The organism is Spirillospora sp. NPDC048823 (assembly GCF_043198445.1).
Lineage (GTDB): Bacteria > Actinomycetota > Actinomycetes > Streptosporangiales > Streptosporangiaceae > Spirillospora.
The window spans coordinates 78,574-97,402 of sequence record NZ_JBICUT010000003.1 but is presented as its reverse complement, the minus strand read 5'-3'; the positions used below and the strand labels follow the sequence as shown (position 1 = coordinate 97,402).

General features: G+C 69.9%; 20 protein-coding genes. 9 read left to right on the top strand and 11 right to left on the bottom strand.

Annotated features, from left to right (window positions below):
- Nucleotides 1–28 precede the first annotated feature (28 nt).
- Nucleotides 29–1,618, top strand: coding sequence for a CocE/NonD family hydrolase (locus ACGFK0_RS07905; protein ID WP_392901654.1), 1,590 nt, complete (start codon nucleotides 29–31; stop codon nucleotides 1,616–1,618).
- A gap of 75 nt (nucleotides 1,619–1,693) precedes the next feature.
- Here ACGFK0_RS07905 and ACGFK0_RS07900 read toward each other — a convergent pair whose 3' ends face one another.
- Both ACGFK0_RS07900 and ACGFK0_RS07895 read right to left on the bottom strand, forming a co-directional pair.
- Nucleotides 1,694–1,834: a hypothetical protein gene (locus ACGFK0_RS07900; RefSeq protein ID WP_392901652.1), complete on the bottom strand. Its 141-nt coding sequence runs from the start codon at nucleotides 1,832–1,834 to the stop codon at nucleotides 1,694–1,696.
- The gene (locus tag ACGFK0_RS07895; protein ID WP_392901650.1) at nucleotides 1,834–2,316 is read right to left on the bottom strand and encodes a helix-turn-helix domain-containing protein; all 483 of its coding nucleotides are present in this window, start codon (nucleotides 2,314–2,316) and stop codon (nucleotides 1,834–1,836) included. Before ACGFK0_RS07895 ends, ACGFK0_RS07900 begins: the two co-directional genes overlap by 1 nt.
- Nucleotides 2,317–2,593: 277 nt before the next feature.
- On the opposite strand from ACGFK0_RS07895, the gene ACGFK0_RS07890 reads away from it, so the two are divergent.
- Nucleotides 2,594–3,154 carry an ArsR/SmtB family transcription factor gene (locus ACGFK0_RS07890; protein WP_392901648.1) on the top strand — a complete coding sequence of 187 codons (561 nt, stop codon included), beginning with the start codon at nucleotides 2,594–2,596 and terminating at the stop codon, nucleotides 3,152–3,154.
- 117 nt (nucleotides 3,155–3,271) lie between these two features.
- Nucleotides 3,272–5,326: an MMPL family transporter gene (locus tag ACGFK0_RS07885; protein WP_392901646.1), complete on the top strand. Its 2,055-nt coding sequence runs from the start codon at nucleotides 3,272–3,274 to the stop codon at nucleotides 5,324–5,326.
- Between the two features lie 381 nt (nucleotides 5,327–5,707).
- Here ACGFK0_RS07885 and ACGFK0_RS07880 read toward each other — a convergent pair whose 3' ends face one another.
- Nucleotides 5,708–6,130, bottom strand: coding sequence for an ATP-binding protein (locus ACGFK0_RS07880; RefSeq protein ID WP_392901643.1), 423 nt, complete (start codon nucleotides 6,128–6,130; stop codon nucleotides 5,708–5,710).
- Nucleotides 6,131–6,234: 104 nt separating this feature from the next.
- Here ACGFK0_RS07880 and ACGFK0_RS07875 point away from each other — a divergent pair, with 104 nt between their 5' ends.
- The 4 genes from ACGFK0_RS07875 (at nucleotide 6,235) to ACGFK0_RS07860 (ending at nucleotide 9,349) form a co-directional block, all read left to right on the top strand.
- Nucleotides 6,235–7,053 (top strand): helix-turn-helix domain-containing protein, encoded by an 819-nt coding sequence (locus ACGFK0_RS07875; protein WP_392901641.1) that lies wholly within the window; start codon nucleotides 6,235–6,237, stop codon nucleotides 7,051–7,053.
- On the top strand, nucleotides 7,044–7,235 hold the full coding sequence (locus ACGFK0_RS07870; protein ID WP_392901639.1) for a DUF397 domain-containing protein: 192 nt from the start codon (nucleotides 7,044–7,046) through the stop codon (nucleotides 7,233–7,235). Before ACGFK0_RS07875 ends, ACGFK0_RS07870 begins: the two co-directional genes overlap by 10 nt.
- A gap of 309 nt (nucleotides 7,236–7,544) precedes the next feature.
- Nucleotides 7,545–8,417 carry a hypothetical protein gene (locus ACGFK0_RS07865; RefSeq protein ID WP_392901637.1) on the top strand — a complete coding sequence of 291 codons (873 nt, stop codon included), beginning with the start codon at nucleotides 7,545–7,547 and terminating at the stop codon, nucleotides 8,415–8,417.
- A 320-nt stretch (nucleotides 8,418–8,737) separates the two neighbouring features.
- Nucleotides 8,738–9,349 (top strand): TetR/AcrR family transcriptional regulator, encoded by a 612-nt coding sequence (locus ACGFK0_RS07860; protein WP_392901635.1) that lies wholly within the window; start codon nucleotides 8,738–8,740, stop codon nucleotides 9,347–9,349.
- A 99-nt stretch (nucleotides 9,350–9,448) separates the two neighbouring features.
- On the opposite strand, the gene ACGFK0_RS07855 is transcribed toward ACGFK0_RS07860, so the two are convergent.
- Together ACGFK0_RS07855 and ACGFK0_RS07850 are read right to left on the bottom strand one after the other, a co-directional pair.
- The gene (locus ACGFK0_RS07855; protein WP_392901633.1) at nucleotides 9,449–10,549 is read right to left on the bottom strand and encodes a biotin carboxylase N-terminal domain-containing protein; all 1,101 of its coding nucleotides are present in this window, start codon (nucleotides 10,547–10,549) and stop codon (nucleotides 9,449–9,451) included.
- A gap of 90 nt (nucleotides 10,550–10,639) precedes the next feature.
- Nucleotides 10,640–11,545: an oxygenase MpaB family protein gene (locus ACGFK0_RS07850; protein WP_392901631.1), complete on the bottom strand. Its 906-nt coding sequence runs from the start codon at nucleotides 11,543–11,545 to the stop codon at nucleotides 10,640–10,642.
- 86 nt (nucleotides 11,546–11,631) lie between these two features.
- On the opposite strand from ACGFK0_RS07850, the gene ACGFK0_RS07845 reads away from it, so the two are divergent.
- Nucleotides 11,632–12,246, top strand: coding sequence for a TetR/AcrR family transcriptional regulator (locus ACGFK0_RS07845; protein ID WP_392901629.1), 615 nt, complete (start codon nucleotides 11,632–11,634; stop codon nucleotides 12,244–12,246).
- Between the two features lie 138 nt (nucleotides 12,247–12,384).
- Here the strand turns inward: ACGFK0_RS07845 and ACGFK0_RS07840 are convergent, their stop codons facing one another.
- Nucleotides 12,385–12,597, bottom strand: a complete 213-nt coding sequence (locus ACGFK0_RS07840; RefSeq protein ID WP_392901627.1) for an EF-hand domain-containing protein — start codon at nucleotides 12,595–12,597, stop codon at nucleotides 12,385–12,387.
- Nucleotides 12,598–12,737: 140 nt separating this feature from the next.
- Nucleotides 12,738–13,163 carry a MerR family transcriptional regulator gene (locus ACGFK0_RS07835; RefSeq protein ID WP_392901624.1) on the bottom strand — a complete coding sequence of 142 codons (426 nt, stop codon included), beginning with the start codon at nucleotides 13,161–13,163 and terminating at the stop codon, nucleotides 12,738–12,740.
- Nucleotides 13,164–13,280: 117 nt separating this feature from the next.
- Here ACGFK0_RS07835 and ACGFK0_RS07830 point away from each other — a divergent pair, with 117 nt between their 5' ends.
- The gene (locus tag ACGFK0_RS07830; protein WP_392901622.1) at nucleotides 13,281–14,507 is read left to right on the top strand and encodes a hypothetical protein; all 1,227 of its coding nucleotides are present in this window, start codon (nucleotides 13,281–13,283) and stop codon (nucleotides 14,505–14,507) included.
- A gap of 64 nt (nucleotides 14,508–14,571) precedes the next feature.
- Here ACGFK0_RS07830 and ACGFK0_RS07825 read toward each other — a convergent pair whose 3' ends face one another.
- The 4 genes from ACGFK0_RS07825 to ACGFK0_RS07810 form a co-directional block, all read right to left on the bottom strand.
- Entirely contained in the window at nucleotides 14,572–15,063 is a 492-nt protein-coding gene (locus ACGFK0_RS07825) for a YcxB family protein (RefSeq protein WP_392901620.1), read from the bottom strand.
- A 99-nt stretch (nucleotides 15,064–15,162) separates the two neighbouring features.
- Nucleotides 15,163–16,194, bottom strand: a complete 1,032-nt coding sequence (gene yjfF / locus ACGFK0_RS07820) for a galactofuranose ABC transporter, permease protein YjfF (protein ID WP_392901618.1) — start codon at nucleotides 16,192–16,194, stop codon at nucleotides 15,163–15,165.
- A complete protein-coding gene (locus tag ACGFK0_RS07815) occupies nucleotides 16,191–17,258 on the bottom strand; it encodes an ABC transporter permease (protein ID WP_392901616.1) in 1,068 nt (355 codons plus the stop codon). The genes yjfF and ACGFK0_RS07815 overlap by 4 nt, the downstream gene beginning before the upstream one ends.
- Nucleotides 17,255–18,760, bottom strand: a complete 1,506-nt coding sequence (locus tag ACGFK0_RS07810) for a sugar ABC transporter ATP-binding protein (RefSeq protein WP_392901613.1) — start codon at nucleotides 18,758–18,760, stop codon at nucleotides 17,255–17,257. Before ACGFK0_RS07810 ends, ACGFK0_RS07815 begins: the two co-directional genes overlap by 4 nt.
- Between the last annotated feature and the right edge of the window lie 69 nt (nucleotides 18,761–18,829).

Below are 18,829 nucleotides of genomic sequence, written 5' to 3'. Positions count from 1 at the left end.
ACGCACCCGCCTGAAGAGCGAGGCCAACGTGACGAAGCTCGACCGTCCCGCCCTGCCGTCCGTCACCGTCCTGGACCAGCCGATCGAGATGCGCGACGGGACCGTCCTGCGCGCGGACGTGCACCGGCCGGCGGGTGACGGGCGGCACCGGACCGTCCTGGTCCGCAACCCCTACGGTGAGCCGGTGTTCCGCTCGGTGCCGGTGACGCCGTACCTGCGGGCGGGGATGGCGGTCGTCCTTCAGCACTGCCGGGGCCGGGGCGCCAGCGACGGGGAGTTCGCCCCGTGGGCCGACGAGGGACGCGACGGCGCCGACACGGTCGACTGGATCACCGCGCAGCCCTGGTCGGACGGCGAGGTCGTCGCGGTCGGCAACTCCTACCTGGCCGGATGCGCGCTCCAGCTCGCGGCGGAGCGGCCCGGAGCGCTCAAGGCCGTGGCCGCCGCGATGACCCCGCACGACTTCTACGACGGGCTGAACTATCAGGGCGGTGCGTTCGCGCTCGGTTCGGCGTTCTTCTGGGCCACCACCCAAGGTCTCCTCGGCGCACTGCACGACATGGCGGCCGGCGAGGACGCCGGGGCCCGCCTGGGCGCGCTGACGCGGGCACTGGCCGATCCGGGCGCGGCCATGTCCACCGTGCCGCTGCGGGACGCGCCCGGTGTCGCGGACGCGTTCCCCCACTGGCGCGACTGGGTGGACCACCCGGAACGCGACTCCTACTGGACGGACGCGGCCGAGACCCTGCGCCACGACCGGATCGACGTTCCCGTCCTGCACACTGCGGGATGGTTCGACGTCTTCCTGCGCGGAACCCTGGAGAACTACAGCCGCATCCCCGGTGGACGTCTCATCATCGGACCGTGGACGCACATGTCGCAGATGGCGGGCGTCGGCGAACTCCATTTCGGTCATGCCGCCTCCGCGCAGTCCGCACTGCTGGAGCGTTCACAGCTGGAGTTCCTCAAGGGGAACACCGAAGGGCCGAAGGTCAGGTACTTCACGATGGGCGCCGACGTCTGGCGGGAGGCCGGATCATGGCCGCCGCCCGGCGCGGCCGACACCCGCTACTACCTGCACTCCGACGGTTCCCTGTCCCGTGACGCGCCCGCCGGGGACGAGGCGCCCTCCCGGTTCGTGCACGACCCCGCCGACCCCGTCCCCACCCACGGCGGGCCGCTGCTGCTGCACGACCCCGTCAACGTCGGCCCCCGCGACCAGCGGGCCATCGAAGAACGGCCCGACGTGCTCTGCTTCACCTCGCCCGTCCTCGACCGGGACGTGGAGGTCACCGGCCCGGTCACGGCCGTCCTGCACGCGGCGACCTCCGCGACCGGCGCCGACTGGACGGCCAAGCTCGTTGACGTGTGGCCCGACGGCCGCGCGATGAACGTGCTGGACGGCATCGTCCGCTCCCCCGGCGACCGGGCCCGGCACGAGATCGATCTGGCCGCCACCAGCCAGACCTTCAAGGCCGGGCACCGGATCAGGGTGCAGATCGCCTCGTCCGACTTCCCGCGGTTCGACCGGCACCCGGCGATGACCCGCGCCGAGCAGACGGTCTTCCACGACGCCGCCCGCCCCTCCTGGATCACCCTGCCGATCATGTCCGAGTGACATTCCAGCCGTGTCCCGGGACGGGGAGCAAGCATGATCACGCTCATCGGGAAGCCGTCCGCCTGAGCGCGGACGTCAGGACGCGGCGAGCGCGATGCCGCTGCCCAGCACCACGGAGAAGGCCGCGGCCGCGACGGCGACCACCGAGGCGCCGCGTCCAGGGCGGTCGGCGGTCCGGCGGGCCGTCCGGCCGTCCGGCCGTCCGAACAGCGGCACTAGGCGCGTTCCCGGCCGGGTCCTTCGTGCGCCGCGCCGCCGTTCCGCTGCCGGTCGGCGGCGGCGGCGCCGAGGATCATCTCGTCGACGACCCAGCGGGCCTCCGGGGACAGGTCGACGAGGGCGCGCAGCACCTCGGGCCGGATGACGCCGTGCTCCACGTCCCTGCCCAGCGCCTTGAGCGTGAGGTCGTCGCCGATGGGGCCGGACTCACTGGCGAAGCCGAAGAACCCGATCGGCACGCCGAAGAACGTGGCGAGCGCCGTGAGGGTCTTGAGCTGCGGATTCTCCTGGCGTCCGGTGCGCAGTTTCCACACGGTGGTGGACGAGATGTCCCCGCCGGTGGCGCGCGCGATGGCGGCGGCCGTCTCCACGTTGTTGCGCGGCGGCCCGGCATCGGCCGGCCACAGGTTCCGGATCAGCCATTCGACCTTCTCGGCCAGCGTCGCCCCCGGCGACACCTCGAGCATGCGATCGCGCATCGTTCCCCTCCCACCGACCTCAGTGACTTTAGTTGACCACGGCCGGGCTCGTCCGCCAACGACACACGCGCCCTCCGAAAGCCGCGGGGCCTGCGATTCGTGCCCTGCCACACGACCGCGCCCGTCCGGGCGAATCGGGCAACGACGGAAAAGAGCCGCCGGGACTAGACGCCTCCTCCTTCTCAGGTCTTGGCCCCTCCTCCCCTTACTCCTCCTCCACGGTGAACTTTGCCAAGAACCGTTGCAAAGGTCCTTTGTAACTTCTAGCGTCGTGAGCATGAAGGATCAGCCGGCGCCCAGGGCGATCACCGATCCGCAGCAGGTGCGGCTGCTCGCGCACCCGTTGCGGCGGCGGATCGCCGAGATCATGCGGCGCGGTCCCGTCTCGTCCACGACCCTCGCCCGCGAGCTGGGGCAGAGCACCGGCTCGACGAGCTACCACCTGCGGCAGCTCGCCAAGCACGGGTTCGTCGAGGAGGCGCCGGAGCTGGCGCGCGGCCGGGAGCGCTGGTGGCGGGCGGTGCCCGCCGATCGGCGGCTCCCCCCGTACAGCGAGCAGTCGCCGCAGATGCGCGAGGCCGTGGAGGACCTGACCCGCCTGGAGCTCGCGAACGAACTCGACGCGCTCACGCGCTTCCAGGAGGGACGTGACGAGATGGGCCCATGGGCGGACGCCCTGCTCTTCTCGTTCTCCACCATCACGCTGACGCCGGAGCAAGTGCGGCCCTTCTTCGAGGAGTACATCGCGCTCCTCTACCGCTTCAAACACTCCGACGACGACCCGCCGCCGGACGCGCGCACCCTCCACGCCAGGTTCCTGGCGTTCCCGGAGGTCTAGAGCCCGGACCGCCGAGTTGCCGCTCGGCGGCCCGGACGGGTGGAAGCCCCGCATCACCACGCCGGAAAGGTGTGTTCGCACGCGACACGAAACCCCCACCGGAAAGGAGAGCACCTCATGCTGCTCTCGCGCAAACGATCGCCCCGCCTGCTCAAATGGGCGGTCCTTCTCGCCTGGGTCGTGATCACGATCCTGGCCGTCCCGGCCGCGAGCCGCCTCCCGGACGTCGTCGAGGCGAACTCATCGGCCGAACTCCCCCGCGGCGCCCAGGCGACCCGGGTGGAGGAACTGACGTCCCGTTTCCCCGGCGGCGAACTGGCACCCGGCATCATCGCCTACGTCCGCCCCTCGGGCATCACACCCGGCGACCGCGCGAAGGCCGAGGCCGACCGCCGCGCCCTCACCCCCATCGCCGCCGCGACGATCGACCCGCCGCAGCCGTCCCGCGACGGCAAGGCGCTCATGCTGAACGTGCCTCTCACTGACGACGACACCCTCAGCGACAAGGCCGGGAAACTCCGCGAGACCTCCCGGGCGGGCGCACCACCCGGCCTGGAAGTCCACCTGACGGGCCCGGCCGGCTCGGCGCTCGACGTCGGCGACGCCTTCGAGAACCTAGAGAAGCCGGTCCTCATCATCACGATCCTCGTCGTCACGGCCGTCCTGCTGCTCACTTACCGCAGCCCCGTCCTGTGGCTGCTGCCGATCGTGAACGCGGCGATCGGCCTGCAGGTCGCGGGCGCCGTCGTCTACCTCCTCGGCGAGCACGCCGGCCTCTACGTGGCGGACGGGATGTCCGCCATCCTGAACGCCCTGGTCTTCGGCATCTCGACCGACTACGCGCTGCTCCTCCTCGCCCGCTACCGCGAGGAACTGCGGCGCCACCCCGACCGCCACCGCGCGATGGCGATCGCGCTCCGCCGCGCCGCCGCCCCCATCGCCGCGTCCGCCGCGACGGTGTCCCTCGGCCTGCTGTGCCTGCTCGCCGCCGACATGGGCTTCAACTACGCGCTCGGCCCGATCGGCGCCATCGGCGTGCTGGGCGGCCTGGTCGTCGTCATGTCCCTGCTGCCCGCCCTCCTCGTCGTCTTCGGACGCTGGATCTTCTGGCCCCGCATCCCCCGCTACGGCGACGGCCCGCCCGCCCGCGGCGCCTGGGACCGCATCGGCCACCGCATCGCCGCCCGCCCCCGCCTGATCTGGATCGGCGGCCTCGCCGTCCTCGGCGCCCTCTCGACCGCCGCCCTGGGCATCAACACCGGGCTGGACCGAGCCGACTTCCTCACCACCACACCGAGTTCCGTCATCGGCGAACGTGCCCTGGCCGAGCACTACCCCGGCGGACAGGGACGCCCCCTCCAGGTCATCACCGAACAGCAGGACACGGCCTCCGTGACCACCGCGCTCCAGAACTCACCCGGAGTGGCCCGCGTCGGCGACCCCCTGCCCTCCACCGACGGCCGCCTCACGAACCTCGGCGTCGTCCTCACCGACCCACCCGACAGCGATGCGGCCGAGGACACCGTCCGCGGCCTCCGCGAGACCATCCCGGACGCCATCTTCGGCGCGAGCACCGCCATGGAGATCGACCTGGCCGACGCACAGTCCCACGACCGCCGCGTCGTGATCCCGCTCGTCCTCGGCGTCGTCCTCCTCATCCTGATGGCACTCCTCCGCGCCCTCGTCGCCCCGCTCCTGGTGATCGCCACGGTCGTCGCGTCCTACTTCGCCGCCCTCGGCGCGTCCTGGCTGCTGTTCCGGTACGCCTTCGGCTTCCCTGCCGTCGACACCCAGGTCGCCCTGATGGGCTTCCTGTTCATGGTGGCGCTGGGCGTGGACTACAACCTGTTCCTCGTCTCCCGCGTCCGCGAAGAAGTGGGACGCAGCGACCACCGCACCGGCGTCCTGCGCGGCCTGGGCGTGACCGGGGGCGTCATCTCCAGTGCCGGCCTGGTCCTGGCCGCCACCTTCGGCACCCTCGGCATCATGCCGGTCACGATGATGGTGCAGATCGGCGTCCTGGTGTCCGTCGGCGTCCTCATCGACACCTTCTTCGTCCGCTCCGTCATCGTCCCCGCCCTGGCCCTGGACACCGGCCCCCGCTTCTGGTGGCCCGCCCACCACACCAAGGCCCCACCCCAGAAACGGCCCAGGGAAGTAGCACATCACTGACAAAGGAAAGGCCGGACGGCCAGAACGCACCGAACGTCCTGGCGGGAACCCTGCGCCTGATGAAGGACGCGAGCGAGAAAACGAGCCGCCGCTCCCCCTTCGCTGGTGGTCGGGCGAGGACGGCGCAGACTACGCCGTCAAGGACGGCACCGCCGCCGTCTTCGAAAGGGCATTGTTCGCCGCGCAGGCGAAACGGGAATCCGGCCAGGTGCACGCCTTCAGGTTGTCCGCCGACCAGGTGCAGCCCATCATCCAACGCCTCACCCAGAAGGAGCCAGCAACCAACATCACCCCCGCGCCAGGGCATGGGGCGCGTCACGGCTGAGAGGATTTCGGCCGGGGCGCGGAGGGACGGTCGGGGGGCCGTCCCTCCGCCTTTCTTCACGGATTGAGGACCGCGAAGACGACCTTGCCGACGTCGCCGGCCAGCGGCCGGGCACCCCAGCATCGGGTGAACTGCTCCACGACGAACAGGCCACGGCCCGACTCACCGTTGATGTCCGCGCTCTCGATGCGCGGCATGCCGCACGTGGAGTCCTGAACCTCCACCCACACCGCACCGTCGCCGGTGCGTCCGATGCGGAAGATCACCTCGTCGTCGGCGGTCGTCGCGTACCGGATCGCGTTGGTGACCAGCTCGCTCGCGATCAGGCACGGGACGAAGTCGTCCACGTCCCAGCCGCCCATCACGAGCCGGATGAACCTGCGCACCTCCGCCACGGCCTTGAGGTCCCGTTTGACCGTCATCTCGCCGTGCACCGCCTCGCCCACCAGCTTCTCCTCACTGTGTGTGTCGTACAACACACAGTGAGCCAGAATCCGGGTTACGGTGTGCTTACCGGGCGCAACTGGTGGTGACTGGGAAGCCGCTGGCGAAGCCTGGTAATTACCCCCGAGAGGTAGGAGCCATGCCCCCAAGGCGCCAACGCCCCCGAGAAGCCCCCGCCCTCGTCGCCTTCGGACGCCAGATGCGCCGAATGCGAGAGGCCAAGGAGGTCAAGCAGGAGACCATCGCCCATCTCACGAAGATGAGCGGTGCACAGGTGAGCCGTATCGAGACCGGTAAGAGGCGTGCCTCACGATCCTTCGTGCAGATCGTGGACGATCACCTGGAGGCAGGTGGCTCACTCCTCAACCTGTGGGAGGACCTGAACAAGGACGGCCGACCAGTGCCGATTTGGTTTGATTGGCCGGAAATGGAAGCTGACGCAGCGATGCTGATCACCTGGCAGCATTCCGTGATCCCCGGCCTGGTCCAGACTCCCGCCTACGCACTCGCGATCCTGCACAACAACCAGGCCGCTGCGGACGCGAGGATCGCCCGGCAGGCCATCCTCACCAAGGCCCCCGGGGACGACGAGGCATCCGTGCCCACGTACGTGATCCTGATCAACGAATACGCGCTCCACAACCCGGTCGGCACTCCCGAGACCATGAGGGAACAACTCGAACACCTCATCGAGATGAGCATGTTGCCCAATGTCACGGTTCAAGTAGTCTTGGGAAGTGGCGAGCACGATGGCAACATGGGCGCATTCGTGGTCGCGACGATGGACGATCGAAGCGAGGTCGCGTATATCGAGACGGCCGTACGCCCGATCACGACAGACGACCCCGCAGACCTGTCCGTCCTGGCGAAGACCCTTGTCGTCCTTCGCTCGCAGGCACTCACGGAACAGATGTCGCGCGAGTTCATCAGAAAGGTGGTCCAAGAGAAATGGACCTGAAGAACGCCAAGTGGCACAAGAGCAGCCGAAGCGGTTCCAACGGCGGTGACTGCGTCGAACTGGCGGGGCTCCCGGACGCTGTGGCCGTGCGGGACAGCAAAGACCCGGATGGGCCCGTCCTGCTGGTGACCGGCGCGGCGCTTCGCGCGGCCGTCCAAGCGGCCGCCCCCGCGACCCGCTAGACCATCCACGACGACCCTCGTCCAGGCGGCGGCCTCCGCGAACGTCCGAGGCCCCGCCGACCGATCCCCCGGCCCTCTGCCCCTCACGACCGAGGGCCAGGGGGCTGATCACCGTCCACCGGACGACCGGCGACCGGCGCGCCCGCACCAGACAGCCGAGACCCGACTCCGGCCTGCCGTCGTCCGCTCCCACCACACCGCCCGAACGCACCCCAGGCCGCAGCGCCTTTCAAGCCGCCCTCCGCCTCCCGCAACCCAAGCCGGGCATTAACAGCACGCGACCAATTGATTACTGGTAGTTTGCTCGCCATGCCGACGAGTGAACACGAGCTGCCGCTGGAGATGGTCCGCAACCGACCGCGGCTCGTCCCGACGATCATGCGGACCGTCTTCGGCCTGGACATGCCCGACGAAGGGCTGGCCACGCTGACCTCCGAGTCCTACGCGGGCCTGAACCCCGCCGAGCTGCGCTGCGACGCCACGGTGCTCCTGGACGACCCAGAGAGGCCCACCCACGGCGTCGTCGTGGAATCGCAGCTCCGCTTCAAAGCGGACAAGCTCTATAGCTGGCCCGCCTACCTGGCGCTACTGCGAAACCGCCGCAAGTGCCCGGTGACGCTCCTGGTGTTCTGCCGTGACCAGGCCGGCGCACGCAGCTGCGGCGCCCCGATCGACATGGGACACCCAGGCTGGGTTCTCAAGCCCCTGACCGTCCACCCCGGCATGCTCCCGCCCGTCACCGATCCCGCCCAAGCCCGCCGGCTTCCCGAACTCGCCATCCTCAGCGCCCCCGCCCACGCGGCCACTGGCGGACCCCACACCAAAGCGGTCCTGACCAGCGTGAAGGCCGCCCTCGATGAAATCCACGAACACGGCGGCGACAACGGCCGCTTGTACTATGACTACCTGATGACACAGCTCTCTGAGCCCGCCCGCAAGGTCCTGGAGGGAACGATGAACATCGCCGACTACGAGTGGCAGTCGGACTTCGCCAAAACCCACCAAGCCGAAGGGGAAGCCAGAGGCGAAGCGAAGTCGGTGCTCCTGTTCCTGCAAGCACGCGGCATCGACGTCCCCGACGACATCCGCGAGCGCATCACGAGCTGCACCGACACCGACCAGCTCGAACGCTGGGTCCAGCGCGCCGCCGTCGTCGACACCGCCGACGAGCTCCTCGACTGATCCCTCCAGCCCGACAGGCTCCCGAGAGCACAGTGGGCATCAGGACCGTGGACTTCACGAACAACAGGCAGTCCCCGCTTGCCGATCTCGCATCGACGAGCTCGGCCGCTGGGTCCGGCGCGCCGCCCTCTTCACAGATCCGGCCGCAACCGCGCCAGGTCGTTCTTGGCCCGGGCCGCTGTCACCCGGTTTCATCGTCGAGATCACCGGACTCGCCACCGCTGGGGCCGTGTCGGTACTCTGGGCATCTTGACGCGGGAACGGCGAAGCCGGCGACAGCGGCACGTTCCTGCGCCGAGCTGACGAAAGGAGCCGCGAGGGTGGCTGACGCCAGTCCCAAGCCGCGGCTGCGGGCACCGGCACGGAGAGCTCTGATCATGGCGGCGGCGTTGAGGGCCTTCGCCGCGAAGGGCTATCACGGTGTTTCGCTGGGTGAGATCGCCGCGGCCGCCGGGGTGGCGCGGACGGTGATGTACGACCACTTTCCGTCCAAGCGGGTGCTGCTTCTGGCGGTCATGCAGGAAGAGAACGCGGCACTGGTCGAGCACGTGGGGTCCCGCATCACCGGCTCCGGGTCCGCCGAGGATCGGATGCGCTCCACGATCGACGCCTATTTCAGCTTCGCCCAGAGCCGCCCGGATGCCCGGCGCCTGCTGTTCGACCGGACCGACGAGAACGATCCGGAGATCCGCATCGTCCGAGAGGGCATGCGCGAATCGCGCACACACGCGGTGACGGCCTTGCTGGCCGAGGACATCCGTGCGATGGGCGTGACACCGGGCGACCCGATCGCCGACGCGATGGTCGAGCTGATCATCAGCGGCCTCGACGGCGTCGCGCACTGGTGGGAGGACCAGCCCGACATGCCCAGGGAGATAATCGTCGAGGGAGCGATGCGCCTGCTGTGGAGGGGCCTCGGGAACGGACGCTGAAGCAGGCGGGCCCGAGGGCCACGTCCCGGTCGCCCGCCGCCGGTCCTCGAATCCGCGGTTGCCGGACACCGGATGAGGCGCCCGGCAGGAAACGCCGCGTCAGCCCAAGGCCCGGCCACCGGTCCTCCCCCAGTTCGAAGGATTGCCGCGGCTGCGGCCGAGGCCGCGGGGTCGACACTGTCCGCCACGGTCGCGGTCGGTCTGTTCGGGCAGGGGAAGCGATGCGCGCAGGTTCTCCTCCAGGCCGAGGTCACCGACCGTGTCCCCGCGCGCCAACCGCAACTGTGCGGCGAACAGATCCAGTCCGGCCAGCCGTTCGGTGACGAAATGGCCGCTGTGCAGGCGCGGATCGACGCCGGTCAAGTAGAAGCGCCTGCTGGGCGTCAGCAGGAACGTCATCGTGCCCACGCCGCGGTAGGCGACCGCGTCGGCTAAGCGCAGTGCAGCGTCGAGCAGCAGGAAGCGTGTGGAGGCGGCGAGTCCGCCGGCCGGTGCCAGCCATCCGGTTCGGTGCGTGCGGCGTGGGAGCGGCTGCCGCTCCCACAGGTGCGCGACCTGCCGTCCGTCACCCGCGATCTGAACCTCCACGCGGCCGGCCTGTTCCAGGAACTCCTCGATGTACACCTCCGTACTCTCCGGAGGCGAGCCCGTTCCGGCCAGCCGGGCATGGACCCGGTCCAGGTCGGCGCGGCCGGTGACCACGTGTCCGCCCTGTGGGCCGCGGCTGGACACCGGACGAATCAGGGCCGCCCGCCCCTGCAGGGCGGCCAAGAACTCTTCGGCGTCATCCCAGGAGACGGGGCCCGGCGGCCCGGGCGCGACCGGTACGCCCACCGCGTCGGCCAGGCACCGGACGAGACCGCGATCATTGACGATCTTCAGAACGCCCGCGGGCGGCCCGACCACCGTCAGCCCATGGCGGGCGCAGCGGCGGGCGAACCCCGCGTCCCGGCTGAGCGCCCCTCGTCCCGGGTGGACAAGGCCGGCGTCCGCCCGCGCGGCCGCCCACAGGATTCGTTCGGCGGCGGCATGCCGGCGGTTTCGCGATCCGGCTTCGTCCGACTCGACGCGGCGCGGGTCCTGCGGATGTTCTTCGAGGAGCTCTCGCAGTGCGAACGGATGCCACCCCAGATCGGCGGCGGCCTGCGCTATCCGGATGGCGGTCTTGCCCTGGTCTGCGATCAGCAGCGTACGGCTCATGACGCCCTGCCCGTAGTCGGTCTGGTTCGTGACCCGGCTTCGTCGGTGCGGAAGCGGCCCCGGCCGGGTGGTTCGGCTCGTGGGCGACCGTCACTCCCTCGGGTGCGGGCGGTAGCGTTCGCGGCGCGTCTTGGCTCCGATGATCCTCATCGCCGTCAGCAGGGTCCACCGGTTGACGCGGCGTGGCAGCGGACGGAGCGTCACGCGGATCATCGTCGCCATCCGGTCGAACCGGCGCTGCTCGCGGGCGGACCATTCGATGCCGAGACGGTCCCTGACCGGCTCGGGAAGGCAGCCGATCGCGACGAGCGTGCCGAACGGCCGCAGGATCGGCCGGTGCATGCGGATGACGAACCTCGGCACGAACGGCACCGCGCCGACGCCCTCGGTGCGGGCGATCTGGATGCATCGCGCGGCGGGGGGCGTCAGCTCCAGACGTTCGGCGCAGAAGGCCGTGAACGCGTCCTGGAACGAGCCGTAGTCGGGTGGAACCGGACGCGTCGTCACGCCGTAGCGTTCGTACCAGGTGACGGTTTCGCGGTAGAGCCGCTCATGGTCGGCCGGAGCCAGCATGCCGGCCGGGAGGAACAGCTCCGCGGTACGGAACATGTGCCAGGTGAAGGTGGCATGCGCCCACCAGAAGGTTTCGGGATCGAGGGCGTGGAATCTGCGGCCCGCCGAGTCCACACCCTTGATGTCCAGATGCAGATCGCGGATCCGGCGCGCGCGGTCCGCCCCGTCCGGCTCGAAGATGGTGGCCCAGATCTGCGGAACGGACCGCCAGATCCGGCCGAACGGGTCGTCGAAGAAGCCCGACTCCTCGGCGACGGCCGTCCCCAGCGGCGGATACATGAGCTGCAGCAGTCCGGTGGCGCCGCCCGGCACGGCGGCGCGCAGGTCGCCGGCGATTCGCCAGAGCAGCGACTCGGGCCCCAGAGGCGCGTCGCCGGCCGATGGGGCACCCGGCAGACCGGTGAAGGCTTCAGGTGTCGTCATCCGAGACCTCCTCCCCTTTCTGGGTCGCAACAATGACACAAGAATGTTGCAAGCGTCCAGACCCAGGTGACGGCATAATGACCGCCGTGAGCGTCCCGACCCCACCTGGCCTCGTCGAACGTCTGCCTCCGCCACCGGACGAGAAGGTCCGGCCGTTCCTGGAAGCCGCCGCCACCTGCCTGACCCGGTACGGCCTGTCCCGTTGCTCGATGGCCGACATCGCCCGCGAGATGGGCGTGTCGCGCAGCACCGTGTACCGGCAGCTCGGTTCGGTCGAGAACGCCGCCTGGCTTCTGGCGTCGCGAGACCTGCACGCCTTCTACGACACGCTTCCGGAGTTGTTCGCCGGCGCCCACGGCCCCGAAGTGATCCTCCGGCCGCTCGCCGCGCTGGTGCGCCAGGCATGGTCGAACCCGATACTGAGCAAGCTCCTGCAGGACGAACCCGACTTCGTCGGCCGTGCGTTCACCTCCCACGCCAACGCCATGCTCGACCAGGGTGCGCGGATGCTGGCCCCGCTCTACCAGGCCCTGATGGACGCCGGCAGCATCCGCCGCCAGGACCCCGACGCGCTCGCGCACTGGATTCTGCGGGTCTTCGTGATGCTCACCATCGCACCGCCCCCGACCGACCTCGACCGGCTCCTGGAGGACATGCTGCTCCCCGTCCTCGCTCCCCCGCCGGAATCAGAGCGTTCATGAGCCGTCCCACGCCCACGGCACGCACCGGGCGGTCGGGCGCCGCCTTCGGCAGAGCATGGGCGTGGGCTATGCAGGCTGCGTCCAGCGCATGCACCGCACCAGCCCAGGCACGTCAAGGCCCTGGGCGTTTCACCGTGATCAGTCGGCGAGGAACTCCCTGTAGGAGATTTCGCCGTCGGCGTTCTTGTCGGCGGTGGCGATGTAGGCGTCGATCTCCTCGACGGAACGAGGGTCGCCGGACGCGGCGAACGCGGCGATGAGCTCGTCCCGGCCGAGGTAGCCGGAGCCGTCGGTGTCGAGCGAGCGGAACTCGGCCAGATGATCGGTATCGGGGTTCTCATGCTTGCCCATGGATTGCTCCAATCGTCGGTTCCCCCGACAGCGTAGAGGGGGCTCTCGAGGAGACCGCGGGCCGTCCGGCTCGGTCCATGAATCCGCGCGCGGCCGCGCCGCGTCGCCCAGGGGCCGAACTGCGGCGCGGCATGTCGAGGTCAGTGGCGGTGAGCCTCTTCGAGGGATGTACCGGCCAGGCGGGCCGCGACCTTGCCGGCGAAGTGGGGGCAGTCGAAGACGTCCTCGTGCGGGCAGTCCAAGGAATGGGTGATGGCGATCCGCGCCGCCTGGGCCTCGGCTATCCGTCGATCAAGCTCGGTGATCTTGCGTTGGGCCAGCTCCCGCCAACCGCCGGCCGATGAACCGGGGTCGAGGAGCGCTTTGAGATCGCGCAGCGTGAAACCGGCATCGCGCAACAGCAGGATCACGCCGACCTGCCCGACCGCCGCCGGCGCATAACGCCGCCTGCCCGAGACACGGACCGGCGCCGGCAGCAGGCCGAGCTCCTCCCAGTAGCGCAGGGCGGAAGTGGCGACACCGGTACGGCTCGCCAGCTCCCCGATCGTCAACCGCTCGTCCGCCATGGTGACGTCAAGCGTACTTGAAGCCGTTCACCGGCGACCGTCTCTACTCCGGGAGACCTGGACAGTTGTCTGATCTACTGTCTATATTGCGGGCGGTACACCTTTGGAGGGGACCTGATGCCCAGCCGCTACGCACGCCTGAGCCGCGACCAGCTCACCACGCTGGTCCCGGAGCTGTTGCTCATCGGTCACCTCATCGACCGGGCGGGGATGCCGTTCTGCCTGGAGGCATGGGGCCAGGACCAGATGACGCAGATCGCCATCGAGGAATGGGCCGGCGCCAGTCCCATCTACACGCGGCGGATGCAGAGGGCCCTCCGGTTCGAGGGCGACGACGTGCCCACGATCTTCAAGGGAATGCAGCTGGACATCGGTGCGCCGCCGCAGTTCATGGACTTCCGCTACAGCGTGACCGACCCGTGGCACGGGGCGTTCCACCTGGACCACTGCGGAGCGCTGCTGGACGTCGAGCCGATGGGCCCCGGCATGGTCAAGAACATGTGCCACGACATCGAGGACCCCACGTTCGACGCCACCGCCGTGGCCACCAACCCGAAGGCCCAGATGCGGCCGATCCACCGCCCGCCGCGCGAACCGGCCGACAAGCACCCGCACTGCGCCTGGACAGTGGAGATCAACCCGGACTCACCCGGCGTCGAGGCGATCCCGGCTCTGGCGGTCAACGAGCGTTCGCACGCCGCCTCACTCGTCCTCGATGACATCGATCCCGCCCAGGACGGTCTGAGCGACTACAGCGGCCCCCTGGTGGACGACCTCGATTTCGGGGCCTTCTCCCATTCGGCGCTGGTCCGCATGGCCGACGAGGTGGTCCTGCAGCAGCATCTGCTGAATCTCTCGTTCCAGCTGGCCGTACGGCAGCGTGCTGCAGAAGACGAGCAGGTGTTCCACCGGGTCGCGCTGCGCCAGCTCATCGGGCACGCCGGGGTGGCCGCCGAGCGCCTGCACCGGGCGCTCGGCCTGTCGGACACCCCGCAGGACGCGGCCCAGGTCATCGAACTGCACCCGCTGATGAACCCGGCACCGTACGTCGGCCTCAGCCGGGACGGAGAGTCGATCACGGTGTCGTCGTCGCCGGCGCACCGGGACGGCGGCTGGCTGCCCCTCTGCACGCCCGGCGAACCCGATGCCCTGCGGTCGATCGTCCGTGCGGTCAACCCCTACCTGGACGTCGAGATGACCGGCACCGCCACCGACTGGACGGCGCGGGTCGTCCTGACGGGCACCGCCGCTCCGGAGTCCGGAGAGGTCGCGGTTACGAAGATCAGCAAGGGCGCCGCGTTCCGGTTCGAACCCCGCAGGTCCCTGCCGCTCTTCGTGAAGTGACCGGCCCGTGAAGTGACCGGCCGTGAAGTGACCCGCCGGCGGTCCAGCGGCGCCGGGGCCGGGCTCAGGCGGCCTTCGCGTTCTCCCACGCGGCGAAGAACCCGCCGAGTTCGGCCTGCTGCTCGCCGTCGAAGGCGTTCTTGGGGAGGAACGCCGCGATCTGCCTGTTGATGAAGAACAGCCAGAACTCCGGTGTCGTCTCGACCCGGCTGAACATGGACCACGTCATCTTGACGGTGTACTGGTCGGTGCGGGTCTCGTACCCGTCATCGGTGACGTGCAGCGTCGTGGGCACGCAGAGGTAGGTGAGCTGCCGCGCGGCGAGCCGGCGAATCGCCCGGGTCGCCGCGATCGCCGCGATCGGGGCCGCGGCCGCCGCGACGAGCATGCCGACGCCGATGAAGACGTCGCCGATCAGGAAGCAGACCAGTCCCGCCGCGACCAGGACCGTCGGTAGTACCACCAGGTAGACCACCCTGAGCTGCCGCTTGAGGCCCAGACGCAGCGCCCGAGCCACCTCATCCGTAGAGGGTTCGTATCTGATCGTGATGTCCATCTGGCCGCCTTCGTCCGATGCGTTGGACATCATTCACCGGACCGACGGCCACGGCAAACCGCGTCGTGCGGCTGTCCCGGCGGCAGCCGCACGACGCGTTCAGACCGCCGGCTTGTGTTCGGCGGTCACCGGCTCGTGTGTGGAGGCGGAGCGGGCTCGTCTGCGGGTGCCGACCAGGCGCTGCAAGGCGATGAAGGCGAACAGGAGGACGCTGATCGCGATGCGCGTCCACCATGAGCTGAGCGTGCCCTCGAAGGTCAGCATGGTCTTGATGACGGCCAGGACCAGGACGCCGAGCAGGGTGCCGAACACGTACCCGGAGCCGCCGGTCAGGACGGTGCCGCCGATGACGACGGCTGCGATGGCGTCGAGTTCCATGCCGACGGCGTGCAGGCCGTCGCCGGACAGGGTGTAGAAGGCGAACAGGACGCCGCCGAGGGCCGAGCAGAACCCGCTGATGGCGTACACCTGGATCTTCGTGCGGGCGACGGGCAGCCCCATCAGCAGCGAGGACTGCTCTCCTCCGCCGATCGCGTAGACGTTGCGGCCGGTCCGCGTCCAGTGCAGGACGTACACGGCGACCGCGAAGACGACCAGGGCGATGACCGCCCCCGCGGAGACGCGGACGTCGCCGGGCACGGTGATCCGGTTGAGCGCGACGCCGTCGAAGAAGCCGTTCTCGATGGAGATCTGTTTCTCGCTGATGGTGAAGCACAGGCCGCGGGCCAGGAACATCCCCGCGAGCGTGGCGATGAACGGCTGGATCTCGAAGGCGTGGATGACGTAGCCCATGGCGGCGCCGAACACCGTCCCGACGAGCAGCACGACCACGATCACCAGCGGTCCGGGCACGCCGAGCCTCGACGTTCCGACCGCGCACAGCATGCCCGACAGGGCGACGACCGACCCGACCGACAGGTCGATGCCGCCGCTCAGGATGACGAACGTCATGCCGATGGCGACGACGAGCAGGAACGCGTTGTCGATGAACAGGTCGGCGAAGACCTGGGCGGTGCCGAAGTTCTCGTACCGCAGTGCCCCGGTGACGAACGCCAGGACGAACAGGCCGAGCGTGACGAGGACCGGGACGTGCCGGCGGTGTACCGCGGGCAGGGCGAACGCGGTGGTCATGCGGGGATCTCCACTTTCTTGTCCGCGGGGGGCGGGTCCGTGGGCGGTGGAACGGGACGGCCGGGACGGCGGCGGGCGACCTTGGCGCGGAACGCCGGGGACTGGAGCAGGCACACGATGGTGACGACGACGGCCTCGAACACCAGCGTGGTGCGCGGCGGGATCCCCGCGGTGTAGATCGTCGTGTCCAGCGTCTGGATGATGAGCGCGCCGACGACGGTGCCCGCGATGGAGAACCGTCCCCCGGTGAGGGCCGTACCGCCGAGCACCACGGCCAGGATCGCGTCCAGCTCGATCCACAGGCCGGCGTTGTTGCCGTCGGCCGCGGACACGTCCGAGGCGATCATCCACCCGGCGACCCCGGCGCACATCCCGCAGAACACATACCCGAGCACGATCAGCCCCGACGCGCGGATGCCGACGAGCCGGGACGCCTCGGCGTTGCCGCCGACCGACTCCAGCAGCATCCCGAGCGCGGTCCTGCGGGCGAGCACGGCCGCGGCGGCCACGGCGGCCGCCACGATGAGCACCGCGACGGGCACCCCCAGCAGATGGCCGCCGCCGATCGTGGAGAAGCCCGAGTCCTGGTCGATCGTGATGATCTGCCCGCCGGTGATCAGCTGGGCGATGCCGCGTCCGCCGACCATGAGGATGAGCGTCGCGATGATCGGCTGGATCGTCAGCCGGGTGACCAGGAGCCCGTTCCAGAGCCCGAGCGCCAGGCACAGCGCGAGGCTCACCGCGAGCGCGACGGTCAGCCCGTGCCCCTCGCTGATCAGGTAGCAGGCCATCGCTCCGCTGATCGCCACCACCGAGCCCACCGACAGGTCGATGCCGCCGGTGGCGATGACCATGGTCATGCCGAGCGACACCATGATCAGCGGGGCGCCGAACCGCAGGATGTCGATCAGGCTGCCGTACAGGTGCCCCTGCCGGACCTTGATGGTGAGGAAGTCCGGTGTGAAGGCCGCGTTGACCAGCAGCAGCAGGACGAGAACCGCGACCGGCCAGAACAGCCGGTGCCTCGTCAGGTGCGCCAGGTTCGCGCGGTTCATGACGCTCATGACGCTCCGTTCGCGATCGTCTCGAGGAGGCGCTCCGGGGTGAGCGACCCGTCGTTGGCGAGTTCGGCGACGAGCGTGCGGTCCCGCAGCACCTCCACCTTGTGCGAGAGGCGCAGGACCTCCTCCAGTTCGGCGGAGATGAACAGCACGCCCATGCCGTCGTCGGCGAGGGACACGACCAGCTTCTGGATCTCGGTCTTGGCGCCGACGTCGATGCCGCGGGTCGGCTCGTCCAGGATCAGCAGCCGGGGCCGGGTGATGAGCCAGCGCGCGAGCAGCACCTTCTGCTGGTTGCCGCCGCTGAGGTTGCGGACCGGCGTACCGGGGGACGGCGGCTGGATCCGCAGCGTCCTGATGTACTCGGCGACCAACTCGTCCCGGCGCTTCGGCGGCAGCGGCCTCGTCCAGCCGCGGGCCGCCTGGAGGGCGAGGACGATGTTCTCCGCGACGGTCAGGTCCATGACCAGGCCGTCGCCCTTGCGGTCCTCGGGGCAGAACGCGATGCCGCGGTCGATCGCGGCGCGCGGCGTCCGCAGCGCGACGGTCTCCTCCCCCACCCGGACGTGCCCGGTGTCGGCGGCCTCCGCGCCGAACACGAGCCGCGCCAGTTCGGAACGTCCCGACCCGAGCAGCCCGGCCAGGCCGACGACCTCGCCCTCGTGGATCTCCAGATCGACCGGAGTGATCGCGCCGGTCCGCCCGGCGCGCTCCAGGGAGAGCAGCCGCTTCCCGCGCGTGATGGCGGGCGCGGCCTCTTCGAGTTCCTCCAGGTCGTGCAGTTCCTGGCCGGTCATCCGGGACACCAGGTCGAACCGGCCGAGGTCGCCGATCGGGTACTCCCCGACCAGCCCGCCGTTGCGCAGGACCGTGACCCGGTCGCAGATCTCGTAGATCTGGTCGAGGAAGTGCGAGACGAACAGGATCGCGACGCCGTCCCCGCGGAGCCGCCGCATCACCGCGAACAGCCGCTCCACCTCGCCGCGGTCGAGGCTGGACGTCGGCTCGTCCAGGATCAGGACCTTGGCGTCCAGGTCGACCGCCCGCACGATCGCGACGAGCTGCTGGACGGCGAGGGACTGCGTGCCGAGCGGCGCGGCCACATCGACGTCCAGGTCGAGCCGGGCCAGCAGCTCGGCGGACCTGCCCCGGATCCGCGGCCAGTCGATCCGGCCGAACCTGCGGGGCTCGCGGCCGATGAAGATGTTCTCCGCCACCGACAGGTTGGGGCAGAGGTTGACCTCCTGGTAGACGGTGCTGATGCCCAGCCGCTGGGCGTGCGTCGGGTCGTGGACCCGCCTCTCCTCACCGTCCAGTGTCATGCGGCCCGCGTCCGCCTGGTGGACGCCGGTGAGGACCTTGATCAGCGTGGATTTCCCGGCGCCGTTCTCGCCCATGAGGGCATGGATCTCGCCCGGGAACAACCGGAAGGCCACGTCGTCGAGCGCACGCACCCCCGGGAACTGCTTGGAGATTCCGGTGACCTCCAGGACGGGCTCAGCCACGATGCCCTCCTTCTCTTCCTGGCTTCGTCGGCTTCCTGGCTTCGTCCCTGACGGCTCCCGCCGCGTCCG

Coding starts and splice junctions, on each gene's coding strand:
- ACGFK0_RS07895 (WP_392901650.1), bottom strand. CDS start 2,316: ATGCGCGATCGCATGCTCGAGGTGTCGCCGGGGGCGACGCTGGCCGAG.
- ACGFK0_RS07890 (WP_392901648.1), top strand. CDS start 2,594: ATGAAGGATCAGCCGGCGCCCAGGGCGATCACCGATCCGCAGCAGGTG.
- ACGFK0_RS07885 (WP_392901646.1), top strand. CDS start 3,272: ATGCTGCTCTCGCGCAAACGATCGCCCCGCCTGCTCAAATGGGCGGTC.
- ACGFK0_RS07875 (WP_392901641.1), top strand. CDS start 6,235: ATGCCCCCAAGGCGCCAACGCCCCCGAGAAGCCCCCGCCCTCGTCGCC.
- ACGFK0_RS07870 (WP_392901639.1), top strand. CDS start 7,044: ATGGACCTGAAGAACGCCAAGTGGCACAAGAGCAGCCGAAGCGGTTCC.
- ACGFK0_RS07865 (WP_392901637.1), top strand. CDS start 7,545: ATGCCGACGAGTGAACACGAGCTGCCGCTGGAGATGGTCCGCAACCGA.
- ACGFK0_RS07855 (WP_392901633.1), bottom strand. CDS start 10,549: ATGAGCCGTACGCTGCTGATCGCAGACCAGGGCAAGACCGCCATCCGG.
- ACGFK0_RS07850 (WP_392901631.1), bottom strand. CDS start 11,545: ATGACGACACCTGAAGCCTTCACCGGTCTGCCGGGTGCCCCATCGGCC.
- ACGFK0_RS07840 (WP_392901627.1), bottom strand. CDS start 12,597: ATGGGCAAGCATGAGAACCCCGATACCGATCATCTGGCCGAGTTCCGC.
- ACGFK0_RS07835 (WP_392901624.1), bottom strand. CDS start 13,163: ATGGCGGACGAGCGGTTGACGATCGGGGAGCTGGCGAGCCGTACCGGT.
- ACGFK0_RS07830 (WP_392901622.1), top strand. CDS start 13,281: ATGCCCAGCCGCTACGCACGCCTGAGCCGCGACCAGCTCACCACGCTG.
- ACGFK0_RS07825 (WP_392901620.1), bottom strand. CDS start 15,063: ATGGACATCACGATCAGATACGAACCCTCTACGGATGAGGTGGCTCGG.
- yjfF (WP_392901618.1), bottom strand. CDS start 16,194: ATGACCACCGCGTTCGCCCTGCCCGCGGTACACCGCCGGCACGTCCCG.
- ACGFK0_RS07815 (WP_392901616.1), bottom strand. CDS start 17,258: ATGAGCGTCATGAACCGCGCGAACCTGGCGCACCTGACGAGGCACCGG.